The sequence below is a fragment of the Halovibrio sp. HP20-59 genome, assembly GCF_033052795.2.
Classification (GTDB): Bacteria; Pseudomonadota; Gammaproteobacteria; order Pseudomonadales; family Halomonadaceae; genus Vreelandella.
In genome coordinates this window covers 1-12,776 of sequence record NZ_JAWJUW020000015.1, presented here as the reverse complement: position 1 = coordinate 12,776, position 12,776 = coordinate 1, and the positions used below count along the sequence as shown (strand labels likewise).

Annotated in this window: 18 protein-coding genes; 9 read left to right on the top strand and 9 right to left on the bottom strand. The window is 52.3% G+C overall.

Annotation, left to right across the window (positions count from 1 at the left end; translation table 11 throughout):
* Positions 1-6: 6 nt before the first annotated feature.
* The 6 genes from RZA33_RS15230 to RZA33_RS15205 form a co-directional block, all read right to left on the bottom strand.
* On the bottom strand, positions 7-1,281 hold the full coding sequence (locus tag RZA33_RS15230; RefSeq protein WP_317508561.1) for a TRAP transporter large permease: 1,275 nt from the start codon (positions 1,279-1,281) through the stop codon (positions 7-9).
* A complete protein-coding gene (locus RZA33_RS15225) occupies positions 1,278-1,823 on the bottom strand; it encodes a TRAP transporter small permease (RefSeq protein WP_317508560.1) in 546 nt (181 codons plus the stop codon). Before RZA33_RS15225 ends, RZA33_RS15230 begins: the two co-directional genes overlap by 4 nt.
* A 98-nt stretch (positions 1,824-1,921) precedes the next feature.
* The gene (dctP, locus tag RZA33_RS15220; RefSeq protein ID WP_317508559.1) at positions 1,922-2,995 is read right to left on the bottom strand and encodes a TRAP transporter substrate-binding protein DctP; all 1,074 of its coding nucleotides are present in this window, start codon (positions 2,993-2,995) and stop codon (positions 1,922-1,924) included.
* Between the two features lie 120 nt (positions 2,996-3,115).
* On the bottom strand, positions 3,116-4,051 hold the full coding sequence (locus tag RZA33_RS15215) for an ornithine cyclodeaminase family protein (protein WP_317508558.1): 936 nt from the start codon (positions 4,049-4,051) through the stop codon (positions 3,116-3,118).
* A gap of 1 nt (position 4,052) precedes the next feature.
* The gene (locus tag RZA33_RS15210; protein ID WP_317508557.1) at positions 4,053-4,409 is read right to left on the bottom strand and encodes a RidA family protein; all 357 of its coding nucleotides are present in this window, start codon (positions 4,407-4,409) and stop codon (positions 4,053-4,055) included.
* A gap of 132 nt (positions 4,410-4,541) precedes the next feature.
* Entirely contained in the window at positions 4,542-5,309 is a 768-nt protein-coding gene (locus RZA33_RS15205; protein WP_317508556.1) for an AraC family transcriptional regulator, read from the bottom strand.
* A gap of 187 nt (positions 5,310-5,496) precedes the next feature.
* Between RZA33_RS15205 and RZA33_RS15200 the strand changes: the two genes are divergently transcribed.
* The 3 genes from RZA33_RS15200 to RZA33_RS15190 all read left to right on the top strand — a co-directional run bounded on the left by RZA33_RS15200 (position 5,497) and on the right by RZA33_RS15190 (position 7,884).
* Positions 5,497-6,867 (top strand): glycosyltransferase, encoded by a 1,371-nt coding sequence (locus RZA33_RS15200; protein WP_317508555.1) that lies wholly within the window; start codon positions 5,497-5,499, stop codon positions 6,865-6,867.
* A 337-nt stretch (positions 6,868-7,204) separates the two neighbouring features.
* On the top strand, positions 7,205-7,567 hold the full coding sequence (locus RZA33_RS15195; protein ID WP_317508554.1) for a type II toxin-antitoxin system RelE/ParE family toxin: 363 nt from the start codon (positions 7,205-7,207) through the stop codon (positions 7,565-7,567).
* Positions 7,567-7,884 carry a helix-turn-helix transcriptional regulator gene (locus RZA33_RS15190; protein WP_317508553.1) on the top strand — a complete coding sequence of 106 codons (318 nt, stop codon included), beginning with the start codon at positions 7,567-7,569 and terminating at the stop codon, positions 7,882-7,884. Before RZA33_RS15195 ends, RZA33_RS15190 begins: the two co-directional genes overlap by 1 nt.
* A 501-nt stretch (positions 7,885-8,385) precedes the next feature.
* Here RZA33_RS15190 and RZA33_RS15185 read toward each other — a convergent pair.
* The 3 genes from RZA33_RS15185 to RZA33_RS15175 all read right to left on the bottom strand — a co-directional run bounded on the left by RZA33_RS15185 (position 8,386) and on the right by RZA33_RS15175 (position 10,008).
* The gene (locus RZA33_RS15185) at positions 8,386-9,078 is read right to left on the bottom strand and encodes a hypothetical protein (RefSeq protein ID WP_317508552.1); all 693 of its coding nucleotides are present in this window, start codon (positions 9,076-9,078) and stop codon (positions 8,386-8,388) included.
* On the bottom strand, positions 9,065-9,658 hold the full coding sequence (locus RZA33_RS15180; protein WP_317508551.1) for a DUF2726 domain-containing protein: 594 nt from the start codon (positions 9,656-9,658) through the stop codon (positions 9,065-9,067). The genes RZA33_RS15185 and RZA33_RS15180 overlap by 14 nt, the downstream gene beginning before the upstream one ends.
* Before the next feature lie 65 nt (positions 9,659-9,723).
* On the bottom strand, positions 9,724-10,008 hold the full coding sequence (locus RZA33_RS15175; RefSeq protein ID WP_317508550.1) for a transcriptional regulator: 285 nt from the start codon (positions 10,006-10,008) through the stop codon (positions 9,724-9,726).
* Between the two features lie 129 nt (positions 10,009-10,137).
* Here RZA33_RS15175 and RZA33_RS15170 point away from each other — a divergent pair, with 129 nt between their 5' ends.
* The 6 genes from RZA33_RS15170 to RZA33_RS15150 form a co-directional block, all read left to right on the top strand.
* On the top strand, positions 10,138-10,347 hold the full coding sequence (locus RZA33_RS15170) for a DNA-binding protein (protein ID WP_317508549.1): 210 nt from the start codon (positions 10,138-10,140) through the stop codon (positions 10,345-10,347).
* On the top strand, positions 10,347-11,033 hold the full coding sequence (locus RZA33_RS15165) for a hypothetical protein (RefSeq protein WP_317508548.1): 687 nt from the start codon (positions 10,347-10,349) through the stop codon (positions 11,031-11,033). The genes RZA33_RS15170 and RZA33_RS15165 overlap by 1 nt, the downstream gene beginning before the upstream one ends.
* A 375-nt stretch (positions 11,034-11,408) precedes the next feature.
* Positions 11,409-11,744, top strand: a complete 336-nt coding sequence (locus tag RZA33_RS15160; RefSeq protein ID WP_317508547.1) for a hypothetical protein — start codon at positions 11,409-11,411, stop codon at positions 11,742-11,744.
* 11 nt (positions 11,745-11,755) lie between these two features.
* A complete protein-coding gene (locus tag RZA33_RS19930; protein ID WP_416337874.1) occupies positions 11,756-11,854 on the top strand; it encodes a tail virion protein G7P-2 in 99 nt (32 codons plus the stop codon).
* A gap of 109 nt (positions 11,855-11,963) precedes the next feature.
* Entirely contained in the window at positions 11,964-12,221 is a 258-nt protein-coding gene (locus tag RZA33_RS15155; RefSeq protein WP_317508546.1) for a major coat protein, read from the top strand.
* 61 nt (positions 12,222-12,282) lie between these two features.
* Positions 12,283-12,776 (top strand): hypothetical protein (locus RZA33_RS15150; RefSeq protein WP_317508545.1); only part of this gene is annotated, 494 nt, incomplete at its 3' end.

Sequence of the window (12,776 nt, the reverse complement as noted above, 5' to 3'; positions counted from 1 at the left end):
GCTAAATTACAGCAGTGACGGAATCCAGGTAGAGAGCGCCGGAAACGCCGCCAGCAACACAATCACTACCAGAAACGACACGTAAAACGGCAGCGATGCCACGATTGCCCGTTCATAAGGCACCTCGGCTATTCGCGCGGCGGTCATCAGCGTCATCCCCACCGGCGGTGTCACGTTGGAGATATTGAGCACCACGATCATCAGGATGGCGAAGTGCAGCGGGTCAAAGCCCAGCTGGATCATCGCGGGCACCAGCACCGGGGCAATGACCACCAGCGCGGGCAGTACATCCATCACCGTGCCGATCATCAGGAGTAGTAGGCACACCAACATCAATTGCACAAAGGCCACATCGCTAACGGTGGTGATCATGCTGGCCGCATCCCTAGCGATGCCCGAGCGGGTGACGAACCAGCCCAATACCGCCGACGTTGCCAGCAGGAAAAACACCACGCCGGAGAAGCGCACCGTGGTGACCAGGGAGTCCCATATTTTGCGCCAGGTCAGGTTACGGTAGAACACCACGCCAATCACGATGGCGTAGACCGCGGCAAAGCCGGAGGCCTCGGTAATCGTGGTTAAGCCCGAAAGAATACCGCCGAGAATAATCAGCGGCACCACCATCGCTGGCAGTGCGACGAGCAAGGCGATGATCGCCGCTTTAAAGGGCGTGGGCGCTTGCTTGGGATAGTTGCGCTTCCAGGCGAGAAAAAAGCTCACTCCCAGTAGCGCCAATGCCATGATCAAGCCGGGAATAATGCCACCGGCAAACAGGTCAATCACCGAGATATCCCGAAGCAGCGTGGCGTAGACCACCATCACCACGCTGGGGGGAATAATCGGCCCAATGATCGAAGAGCATGCAGTAACCGCCGCGGCGTACTCGGCATCGTAACCCTGCTTTTTCATCTCGGGGATCATGATCTTGCCGATCGCCACGGTATCGGTGACCGCAGCACCCGTAAGCCCCGCAAAAAACACCGACACCGAGATATTCACGTGGGAAAGCGAGCCGCGGACCCGGCCAAACAGCGCATTGTTGAAGGCGATCAGCTTGTGGGTCAGCCCGCCCTGGTTCATCAGCTCGGCGGTGAAAATAAAGTAGGGCACGGCGATCAGCAGAAAGCCCGAGACACCGGAGAACATGCGGTCGGCAATGATACCCAGCATGCGTTCGCCGCCCATGGCAAAGCCACCCGCTAGGCCTGACATCGCCATCACCACTGCCACCGGCGTACCGATCAACAGCAACAGTACGAATACCACAATCGCAGGCATCATGAGCGATGTTCCCCATCGGCGGTTTCAATCAGTTCATCAATCACATGGCTGTCATCGATAAAATGCTCCAGCAGGGCGAAACCATGCACTAGGTGGAGTAGCATAATAACGCCGCTAATGGGCAGCACAACGGCGGTAAATTTGCTGGGAATTTGAATTTGCGCGGACACCATGTAGACCTGGGTGGCGCTAGTGAAGTAATCCCAGCCGTACCAGGTCAGCATCAGCGCAAACAGCGCAATCACCGCCAAACAGAGCCCAGCGGCGATTTGAACCATGATTTTTGGCAGGCTGCGAACCAGCAGCGTCATGGCCACGTGTTCGCCGTAGCGCAGCGAGATGGTCATGGAAAGAAAGCCTATCCACGGCAAAAACAGTCGCGCCAGTGAGTAGGTCCAGCTTAACGTGCTGCCGGTCACCAGCTTGTAGATAAACGCGGTGAAGGAGATGCCCAGCATCGCCAGAATACAGCCCACACATACCACGATGGCCACCTGATTGACGCTATCGCTCAAGCGGCGCAACGGTTGTAATACGCCCATAAAGCCCCCTCATGGCAACGCCCGTTAACCACGTTTAACGCCGGGGCGGAAAGTCTCGCCCCGGCGTCGGTTAACAGCGCGTCGCTCTGGACATGCGTTTATTGGCCATAAACACTGTAGTCTTCGTCTGCAACTTCTTGACCCACGCGTTCGGCTTCATCCAGCAGCCCCTGAACGCGGGCTTCGTCCATGCCAAAGTCATCGACAATCCACTCCTCCCACGCCGGGCGGGCAATCTCCGCCATGCGTTCGCGCTCGGCATCGGGCATCAGGTAGCACTCTTCAAAGCGCTCGCAGGATTCCACCCAACTGGCGGTGGCCAAGGCGCCGGACATGCCGTGGCTCAGCTGGATCGCTTCCCGTGCTGAATGGATCAGCACTTGCTGATGTTCTTCGGGTAGCGATTGGTACCACGACTCGCTGACCACCCAGGGGGCGCTGTTGTACACATGGCCGGTGAGCGTGGTGTAGTCGGTTACCGCATCGAAGTTGAAGGTGGTGTTGAGTACCGGCGCATTGAACTGACCATCGGCCAGGCCGGTTTCCAGCGCAGTGATCAACTCGCCCCAAGGCAGCGGCGTGGCGGAAGCACCTAGCGATTGCATGATCGCCACGTGAGCGGGGTTCTCTTCGGTGCGAATATTGAGCCCTTCCAAGTCTTCGACGGTCTCAATCAAGCGCACGTTGTTGGTAAACGCCACAAAGCCGCCACCATCATCGAAGGTGCCCAAGTAACGCATATCGGCGTCTTCAATGGTGCCGGACATAAAGTCAGCAAACCATTCGCTGTCGAAGAAGGTCCACGCCTGGCGCCAGTTAGTGAACAGGAATGGCGCCGTGACTACTTGGTAGTCTTCGTAAAATGACGACATCGCCCCGGCTGACATGATCGTCGACTGCAGCGTACGCCCGCCCTGCACTTCCGAGCCGTTTTCGACCTCGGAGCCTAACTGGCCGCCACCGAAAATGTTGACCGCAAGATCCCCATCGGTACGCGCCTCGACAAGATTTTTGAAGTGCACCAGCGCCGGATAAATGGCGTTATTACTCATATCCTCGGGTAGCTGCGTGGCGATCACCATCTCGAAAGATTGTGCCTGGGCATTGGCGCTGGCAATAGCCAGTGGAAGTGCCGCCAAGGCGACGATGAAGAAGGACTGATTAGCTTTCATAACATGCCTCTTTTTGGTTATTAATCGGTCTTCGTTATGACTGGCGTTGCCACCTGATCGGTGACGATGTCGTTGTTGCTATTGTTATTATAAAATCCATGTCTGTTGAAAAAATTATGGTTATTCGGGTAGCGACTCCCACACCTCAATGGCAGCGGCTAAATCCTCAAGCGAAGCGCCTACCGATTTGAACAACGTGATGGCGCCGGGTGCAGAGCGCCCCGGCTTGGTCCCGGTTAACACCTCAGCAAGTTCCGCCTGAATCTGGTCGAACTGAAACTCACCTTCATCAATCGCCTGAAGAATATCGCCTGCCTCGCCTTTAGCACCGGCATAGGTATCTACAAACACCTCTGAGCGCCACATGCACAGCGCATCGGTCTCGCGCATTTGCGGTCGAAACGCGCCGATCAGATCAACATGCGCGCCGGGTTTCAGCCATTCGCCCTTGATCAGCGGCTGGGTGGAGAGTGTTACGCAGCTGACGATGTCCGCCTCAGCGACAGCATCCGCTAATTCCTCCACCACCTGGGTCTCGAAGCGCTCGGCGTACTCGTCGGCAATCGCCGCCGCTTTGTTTGGGTTGCGGCCCCAGATCAGCACTCGCTTGATGGGGCGGACGCTGGCGTGGGCCTCGATCACCATGGGCGCCAGCTTGCCGGTACCCACCACCAGTAGCGTTTCTGCGTTTTCATTGGCCAGGGCTTGGGCGGCCAGCGCGGAAGAAGCTGCTGTGCGACGCCGGGTGAGCTCGCTGCCATCAATACATGCCAGCGGCTGACCGTGCTTGCCTTCGCTAAGCAGGTAGAGCCCAGAGATTGCCGGAATACCGTGGTCGGCGTTTTGCGGAAACACGTTGACCATCTTGACGCCGATATAACCCGCGGCTTCCCAGGCGGGCATCAGCAGCATGGTGGCTTCGCCATCGGGTCGGTGCATGGCGTGGTGATGGCGGGGTGGAGACTCAACACCGTTAACGAAAGTGGTGTGTAACCGCTTGATCAAACCATCCCAGCGCAGCGTTTGAGCAACCTCTTGTGCAGAAACAACCCGCATATCAGGCCTCCGGTAGCGCGGCAATCACCATGATTTCAACCTTCCACTCGGGTTTTGCGAGCTTGGCCTCAACGGCAGCGCGCACCGGTGGGCGACCCGGCACAACCCAGGCATCCCAAGCGCCGTTCATCTGGTCAAATTCCGCCATGCTGGTGACCCAGATTTGCGCTGAAAGCAGATACTCTTTGGTCGTCCCCGCTTGGGCTAGCAGTTGGTCAATGCGCGCCAGCACCTGCTCGGTTTGGCCACGCATGTCCACCGTGGCATCCGTGGGTACTTGGCCTGCAAGGTAAACGGTGCCGTTGTGAACCGCTATTTGGCTCATACGCGGATTGCTGTCTTGGTAGGTAACGCTCACTGGGTCTCTCCATCAAAAGGGCTCCTTCAGAGACTAGAACGCTATTGGGCAAATTACTTGCCCGACACTGCGGTAAGTTTGCCCGTAAGTCATGCAGACTGTTATCACGGTGAGGCCAGCTACAGGCATTGCCTATCTGTCAGACGAGGGAGAGATTTCAAAATAGCGCCGGTAAGCCCGAGAGAAGCTGCCTTGGTCGCGAAAGCCGACCAGCATGGCAACATGCCCCAGGCTAAGCGTGCTGTGGCGAACTAACGTGCGCGCGTGCTCTAAACGCCTGCGCTGGACATAGGCCAGCGGCGTTACACCGGTCAGCTCACGAAAACAGCTGTGGAAATGCCCTGAGCTTAAGGCACAAAGCGCGGCTAGCTGCTCCACGCGGATTTCATCGGCCAGGTGCTGATCCAACCAGGCATCCAGACGGGCAAGGTCGAGGCGCTCACTGATACAGTGCTGGCCCAACTGCCCGGCCGCTTCAGGCGTGGCGTCGTGCAGATACATGGTCAGCGCACGTAACAGCAGGATAGCGATTTCATTCTGCAGCGCTGGGCACTGCTCAAGCTGATTGGCCAGTGCGTGGGTCAGCTGGTTTAACGCGGGAGGCACGCTGAAAAAGCGCGGTTTATCGAATAAGCGCTCAATCTCGCTGCCTTTTTCAAGCGTGGCCAGTTGAGCAACGGGAATATCCAACACCAACGTTCGGTTGCTACCATCGCCCTGGTACTCGTGGTGGCGCGAGGAAGGAATCAGACAGCCACGCCGGGCCGTCACCCTCTCCCCCTGCCCCTCCATCGAAAGCTCCGTTACACCACAGGTAGCCAGAATAAGCTGGTGGAAATCATGGGCATGGGCCACCTGCTCTTGGGCTAAGTTGCGGCTGTGCAGCTCAAAAAAGGCCATGGTGGGTTACCGTCTTTCGTCGAATGCGATTAATTCACTATAAAACGCCCAGGCAACAAAAAGCGAGGGAGCAGCTAACTGTAGCCTAACAATCTACTTGATGGCTGCCATTTGGCCGCTGACTGTCATCCGCCAGTCATGGACGCAAGATAGCTTGTCAGTAAGCTGCCAATAGAGTCTAAACAACATGCCACAGCGCCGACGCCCCTCTCTCAGCACCCATCTCAGTGACCAGGAAGTCTCGGCCCTCACTCAATTAGCCAATGGCAATGCTCTACACCTGCAGCGTAAAGCTGACCGCGAGTCACGGCTAGTGTCAGCTTTGACGCTGTTTCACTCAGCGGCGTCAACGACCGAGACGCCGTTGAGTGGTATGAAAATACTGATGATTTCGGATGTTTACTTTCCCCGCGTCAACGGCGTATCGACGTCCATTGCCAGCTTTCGCGGCGCCCTGGAGCGCTTGGGGCACTCGGTTACCCTGATTTGCCCTGGCTACCCCGTGGGCCAAGTGGATGAACCGGGCGTCGTGCGTACCCGTTCGCGCCAAGTGCCCGGCGACCCTGAAGATCGCATGATGCACTATCGAGAGCTTCTCGCCATGGCACCGCAACTTTCTGCCAAGGCCTTCGATCTTATTCATGTCCACACACCCTTCACGGCGCACTATGCCGGTGTCGCCCTTGGCCGTCGGCTCGGCCTTCCAGTGGTGGCCACCTACCACACGCTCTTTGAAGAGTATCTGCATCACTATATTCGCTGGTTACCACGGCGCTGGCTTCGCTTTGCCGCACGTCGGCTTTCGGTGCACCAGTGCCAACAGGTTGACGCCATCGTAGCCCCCTCCCGAGCAATGCAGGAAGCACTTAGCCGTTACGGCGTAACCACGCCCACAGAGGTTATTCCCACCGGCCTGGCGTTGGAGTCGTTCTGCCACTCCCAAGGACCCCAGGATGATAGCGACTTTCGCGCCCTTTACGGTCTGCCTCAGGAAGCACGCTTGCTGCTCTATGTAGGCCGCGCCGCGTTTGAGAAGAACATCGATTTTCTGATCGACATGCTGCCCAAGGTACTAGTCGAACACCCCACTACCCGACTAATCATTACCGGCGAAGGCCCAGCGCATGACTCGCTGGTTCGGCGTGCCCAGGAAGTGGGTGTGGCAAAGTCAGTGCTATTTCTCGGCTATCTCGACCGCAACGGCCCGCTGCAAGCGGCCTACCGCGCCGCCGACGTGTTTGTATTTGCCTCACGCACGGAAACCCAGGGATTGGTTCTGCTGGAAGCGATGGCACTCGGCACCCCAGTGGTGTCTACCGCCATGATGGGCACGCTTGATGTACTAAAAGAAGGAGAAGGCTGCCTGATCGCCAAAGATAACCATGACGACTTCGCCACCCAGATTAACCACCTGCTAAGCGATGAAACCCTGCGCCAGCAGCTCGCCAAGCACGCCCAAACCTACGCCGCCAGCTGGCACGAAGATGCCAAAAGTGCCGAGCTGGTTGCTCTTTATCAGAAACTTGCGGCTGAGCGTTCAACCAATGCGGGAAAGTAAGTGCCGATATCTCCGCGGACACTTTGTGGACACATTGTGGACACATTGTGGACACATTCAGAGATTCAGGAAGGGAAAAACACAAATTGCAGACACAAAAAAAGGCACCTAAGTGCCTGATTTTAAAGATGGTGCCGGTAGCCAGACTCGAACTGGCACGCCTGTTACAGCGGCACATTTTGAAACCTTAGCGCATCAACTCATACTAACGTGACACATTGATTTTAAAGCTTTTACGCCTTAAAAATTGCTCGTTTCAGCTCAAAAATGTTGTTGCAATGCGGACACTTCACGTTCATTTGCCATTATTACCAAATAGGTATATATTTTTTTTCCTATGAATAGCAAATCACCAAAACCTTTGCGATGGGTAGCTAGCTCAAAAAAAGATCTCCAGGCCATGCCCGAGGATGTGAAAGATGTTTTCGGCTTCGCGCTTCACCTGGCTCAGTCCGGTTCAAAACACTCTCAAACTAAGCCACTCAAAGGCTTTGGCTCGGCTGGTGTTCTTGAAGTAGTGGAAGACTACCAAGGTGATACCTACCGCGCTGTTTACACGGTTCGCATCCAGGAAGCGGTATATGTACTCCACTGCTTTCAAAAGAAGTCATCCACGGGTATCTCCACACCTAAACCCGATTTAGATAAAATTCGTGACCGATTGAAAGCGGCAGAAAAACACGCCAAAGGAGAAACCTAATGATCATTGAAGAAAGCATCGGCAACGTCTACGACGATATCCACAGCAATGATGCCGATGAAATGCTCATCAAAGCACAGCTTGCCGCCAAGATCGGTGAGGTCATCAAGCAACGCCGTTTAACTCAGGTCAAAGTTTCCGAGTTGACCGGCTTGCCTCAGCCTAAAGTGTCTGCCCTTCTTAAAGGCCAGTTTCGGGGCATCAGCGAATCCAAGATGCTTGAATCTCTCGCTCGCCTGGGTCGTGATGTTCGCATTGTGGTGGGGCCAGCTCGCCCACGCTCTAAACCTGGGCATGTTCAGCTTGAGGTATCTTAAACAGCCATCATCTTTTTAAGCTAAGCATAGCTAGTTAACGCTATAAAGTATGCCTTGAAAATCGAGGTGGACAAAAAGTGGACAGATTCAGATATTCAGGAGGGAGAATACAAATCACAGACACAAAAAAGGCGCCTAAGCGCCTGATTTTAAAGATGGTGCCGGTAGCCAGACTCGAACTGGCACACCCGTAAAGGCGGCGGATTTTGAAGCCTTGGGCCACCTACTCACTACGGCACACTGTATTGATTTTAAAGGATTTTTACCACGAAAAATGCTCATTATAGCTCGCTAAAGCTAAGTTATGTTGTCGCAATGTGGACACTTTTGCTCCCTTATCAATCAACCTATCAATAAGGTTTTTACCTAAATATTTACGTTTGTATTCGCCATATCTTAATTAAAATGGCAGATAAATCCATGCTTATTAGCGAATATTATACAAGCGAAACGTTAAATAACCAAAAAGATATTACTCAAACCTAAAGTTAAACATTAGTTTTAATTAATATCTATGCATTCTGACACATCAATCACCTCATTATCACAAGGAACGCGCACTTGTTTAGCATCTTCATTAAAGATGTAAAAAGCAACAATATATAGAACATAAAAACCAATTACTCTTTTTATATTCTTTCTTTGTTTATTTATTTCACCACCAAGATAGCTATCACCCTTTTTAAAAGAATCCCACTCTGATTCACTAAAATTACTAGCAAGCCTTATGATATCTTCAATTATATCTTTTGCTTTTTTACGGTCATCACTACTGTATTTCTCGTTACTTATTTTCAAATTATCTTTAATGCACTCAACACGATGAAGTATTCTAAACTGTAAATCTTTGCTACTTTTCAGTTTTGTTCGTAAAACAGTCCTTTTTTTATGATATTCAACAGATTTTTCAAATAACTTAGCCTCAAGGGTATCTATATCATTAAGAAGTCCCTCATCTTCTGCTAAACTTTCTCCTAGAAGATCAATTTTTTCGCTAATAACTACCTTCAAATACGCGGCTGTTATACAAATTTCACAAAAATCTGATATATCTACTCTAAAACTCTCCATCCATTCAGACTTTATTTTTACAAACTCAGAATCTCTACTGTTTAAAGATGACAGCCTAGTATAAATGCCCGCAATCAATGCAGCCGCTATAAATGCTAAATCTCCAGGTTCAATCAACGACATTTAAAACCTCCACTTTCTTGTTTTCATAATTTAAACTCATTCTATTAAGCATAACCCCTGCATCTCTACATACATTGTTCAAAATAATATCTCTTCTTTTTCTATCAGGCTTCTCGTGGCTGGAGTCGTCAAGTTCTAATGCGCAATAAATACGAAAATCATCTTTATGACACATAACGTAGTCAAAGTGCCATTGCGACACCTGCCAAAATAGAGCCTTATATTCTTTTGTCCAGGTGAGATACTTTTTTACATTAGGCTGTAAAACGTCCACTACTCGCACCTGGGCAAATATATAATATTGTTCACCATACTTTCGCTCTAACACCTTATAAACCTTTTGCTCGATTGGAGTCATCATAAAACCTTTACTTACATATGCTCCACCTTTTTCAATTAGCTGAATTGACAGGGAGTCTTCCTTTTTATTCATTCTAGCTTTATTTGTTTTTCTTGATTTCTTTTTATAAGAAAAAAAAAGAACCTTAACAGTAAAAAAAACTGCTAAAGCTCCTAATAAAAATATTATAAAAGGGATCTTACCATCTACTATAGCACCCAAGATATTCACATCTGCCATTTATCCCTTTCCCCTTTATCCACAATGCCTACCCCCTGGATACCATCTATCCACAACCCGTTGTGCTAGTTGGTATCCGTCCCTGTTTGCTTCAACGTACGGCGCGCCCTCTCTATGTCGGGGCTTACTTGTCCGCACACTTCATCTACCTGACCTGTCATTAACCAAAGTGTGTACTTAGGCCACTGCTTACATATAGCTTCTAAAAGATCGCCTTTCGGCACCCTTCCTGTCTGCTCAATACCTTCTAATGTTTTCTTAGCAATTCCAATAAGTTGCGAAAACTCCCCCCTTCCTGAAGTTTCCACCTCACGAATTTGACGGATTTTATGGGCAAGTTCGCTTGACATATACTCAACTCTGAGTAACCTTAGATATGAGTGTACTCTATTTTGAGTACATGGCTGGTTGCACCAACCTCTTGTTTTTTTGGTGCTGATTGCAGCCTACCACAACATGCCACAGCGAGCAGGTACAGCATGGAAACGAGCAACACGCCCCACGTTCCCGCACCTCAGGTGCCCGTTATGACGATAGAGCGTTTCTCCGAGCTAACTGGCCTCACCCCCGACACCATCCGGGGCCAGCTTAACCAGGGGAATCTCCCGCTTATAAAGGTGGGTCGTCGTCGCCTCGTTAATGTCGCGCTTTTTACCGTTGAATGCCTGCAATCGGAGGACTGGCAGTGATGACCGCTATAGCCCCCCAAGCTCCCGTTGTCAGCCTCACAGCGCCTAACAAGCTCTTGGACACCGATACCTTCGCTATCAAGGTTCAAGAGCTCTTGATGGACGACCAGCGCGCTCCTGGCATGGTGTTGCTTCACCAGCATGTTGTTAAAGATTTTGACAATGGTGGTTTCAGCTTCATCAACGTCCCAGCGGCGCACATGCTCGCTCTCGACCTGGACGACACCACCATCACCCGCATGGTCGCCATTGACGATTGCCTTCGTTACAGCATCGTTTTCAAGCACTACCAGCACGCCCTGGCCTACCTCGCCAAGCACTACGGCCTTGCCCTGGCCACCGACCGCGCCTCTACACCTACCGACGCCTCCCCTTGCTCATCGGTGATTGTGGTACCGGCGCACCTATCCACACCCCTACGGCTAACGCGCCGTCCTTTATCCACAACGGCCTTTAGCCCTTTCGGAGTTATGCACATGAGCAAAAAACAGCCCATTCGCGTGTTTCTCGAACAAGAGATTCACAGCCGCTATTTGATCCAAGCAGGCACCAACGGCTTGACCCCCTCCGCCCTGGGGGAACACCTGATTCAGTACGGCCTTACCCAGCTGGAACGCGGCGAAAAAGCACCGCTGAAAGCCCCAGTGGGTGATGCCTCCCCCGCTCCCCACGGCAACAGGGCCTGATTCTGTGTCCCCTGCCCGTCATCCGTCGCCCTTCGGTCGCACGGTGCCCTTAGCCCGCCTCGGGGCGGCTGTCATACCCGAGGCACGAGCGGTTGACAGCCGCCCCGAGGTGGGCTGCCGTGCGACGCGACAGAAGGGCCACGGAGGGCGGGTTGGGACACCCCCCTGCCTCGATTCCCGAGCTCTGAGGGAGCGGGGCCAGCGGTGCCTCCATGGCAGGGACTATGCACGCGCCGCCACCTACTACGCCCAGGCTGAATACCTGGCGCTGGTACAAAACGGCGTCACACCTGAAACCACTGAGCTAGCCATTCTCGCGGACTACTGCCTAACACAAGCCGCCAGAACCCAACGCTAACGAAAGGAACCATCACCATGATCAACACCATTCAAGCCCACGTTATCGGCGCATCACGCTACAGCATGGACAACGGCGTTAAAGGCGCAAAAATCACCGTTATGCAGGCCGCCTCTGCTGACAACGACAACGTGCTAGGCAACCAAGTCAGCGTCATGTCTGCGCCTTATGAAATCTTCGACCAGCTCCACGCCTCGGCCCCGCACATGCCCTGCGCCATGGAGCTGGATATCGAACTGCGCACCTCGGCCGCCTCAGCGGGTGGCAAAACCACCATTCACGTGATCGCCGCCCGCAAACCCAACGCCACCGGTAGCCAGCCGCAACCCGCTACCAACAGCGACAAAAAATAGGATTTTGAGCCATGGACACAACAGAAATTAGCGGTCTGTGGCTCCTGGTTTATTGCGTCGGCCTCGTTCTCTCGTTCGGGATCGGCGCGATAAATGGGGGCCAACGATGAACGACCCAAGCATCACGTTTGTGGTTGGCACCCTTTTCACGTCCTACGCCATTGGTTGGGCGTTTGGACACATCATCTTGACCCTTAAACGCTTTATGGAGTCTGTCACATGACCCTTAACACCATCGCACAACACGTAAAACAAGCCGCTACCTCCACACGCGGCAAAGTCGCTGGCGGTGCTGCACTGCTCATGGGTTCGGTAGCTGCTCACGCTCAGGAAGCCACCGGTGCCGCTGCGGCGTTCGATGAAGTCTCGGCCTCTGGCGCTGAAATGGCCGGTTATGCATGGCCGGTTGTGGCTTCTATCACCGCCGCCTTAATCGGCATCAAGTTGTTTAAGAAGTTTGCTAACCGCGCTTCTTAATACCGCTTTAACAGGGATCAACAAGGGGCGGAAACGCCCCTTTTTATATCGCGAGGGGAACATGATTAAAAAACTTGTTTTATTATTTCTTTTATCATCTTTTTTAATGGTGTTTTCCAATTCTGTTTTAGCTGACCCCTCTTTTACTCGTCATTGGAATTATAAGGTTTCTTCGTGGGATTCCCCTGCCGAGGCTTGTTCTGATCTTACTGCTTCTCATACAAATACTGACCCTGCTTATTACTATAGAAATGAAGGCGCTCATAAAAAAAGCGATGGTGATTATTCTTGTCTTCGCAGGACTTGTTATATAAATCCTATTAATGGTAATACTTGCGCTTCTAAAGCTAATGTTGTTTATACTATTAAAGCTAATGATTGTGATGGTTCTTCTTATTGCGATGCTTTGGCAACTAATCCTAACCTTTTACCTGAAAAAACAGATGAAGAGTGTCAAGCTGAAAATGGTGATTCAATACTGACGGATCCCCACGAAGTTGATGCTATTCATCATGTAACGCTTGATAAGTCGCTTCTTCACGCAGGGCTTCCTGA

Bases quoted from the DNA above. Each gene is read 5' to 3' on its own strand.
- RZA33_RS15230 (WP_317508561.1), bottom strand. From the start codon at position 1,281: ATGATGCCTGCGATTGTGGTATTCGTACTGTTGCTGTTGATCGGTACG.
- RZA33_RS15225 (WP_317508560.1), bottom strand. From the start codon at position 1,823: ATGGGCGTATTACAACCGTTGCGCCGCTTGAGCGATAGCGTCAATCAG.
- dctP (WP_317508559.1), bottom strand. From the start codon at position 2,995: ATGAAAGCTAATCAGTCCTTCTTCATCGTCGCCTTGGCGGCACTTCCA.
- RZA33_RS15215 (WP_317508558.1), bottom strand. From the start codon at position 4,051: ATGCGGGTTGTTTCTGCACAAGAGGTTGCTCAAACGCTGCGCTGGGAT.
- RZA33_RS15205 (WP_317508556.1), bottom strand. From the start codon at position 5,309: ATGGCCTTTTTTGAGCTGCACAGCCGCAACTTAGCCCAAGAGCAGGTG.
- RZA33_RS15200 (WP_317508555.1), top strand. From the start codon at position 5,497: ATGCCACAGCGCCGACGCCCCTCTCTCAGCACCCATCTCAGTGACCAG.
- RZA33_RS15195 (WP_317508554.1), top strand. From the start codon at position 7,205: ATGAATAGCAAATCACCAAAACCTTTGCGATGGGTAGCTAGCTCAAAA.
- RZA33_RS15190 (WP_317508553.1), top strand. From the start codon at position 7,567: ATGATCATTGAAGAAAGCATCGGCAACGTCTACGACGATATCCACAGC.
- RZA33_RS15185 (WP_317508552.1), bottom strand. From the start codon at position 9,078: ATGTCGTTGATTGAACCTGGAGATTTAGCATTTATAGCGGCTGCATTG.
- RZA33_RS15180 (WP_317508551.1), bottom strand. From the start codon at position 9,658: ATGGCAGATGTGAATATCTTGGGTGCTATAGTAGATGGTAAGATCCCT.
- RZA33_RS15175 (WP_317508550.1), bottom strand. From the start codon at position 10,008: ATGTCAAGCGAACTTGCCCATAAAATCCGTCAAATTCGTGAGGTGGAA.
- RZA33_RS15170 (WP_317508549.1), top strand. From the start codon at position 10,138: ATGGAAACGAGCAACACGCCCCACGTTCCCGCACCTCAGGTGCCCGTT.
- RZA33_RS15165 (WP_317508548.1), top strand. From the start codon at position 10,347: ATGACCGCTATAGCCCCCCAAGCTCCCGTTGTCAGCCTCACAGCGCCT.
- RZA33_RS15160 (WP_317508547.1), top strand. From the start codon at position 11,409: ATGATCAACACCATTCAAGCCCACGTTATCGGCGCATCACGCTACAGC.
- RZA33_RS19930 (WP_416337874.1), top strand. From the start codon at position 11,756: ATGGACACAACAGAAATTAGCGGTCTGTGGCTCCTGGTTTATTGCGTC.
- RZA33_RS15155 (WP_317508546.1), top strand. From the start codon at position 11,964: ATGACCCTTAACACCATCGCACAACACGTAAAACAAGCCGCTACCTCC.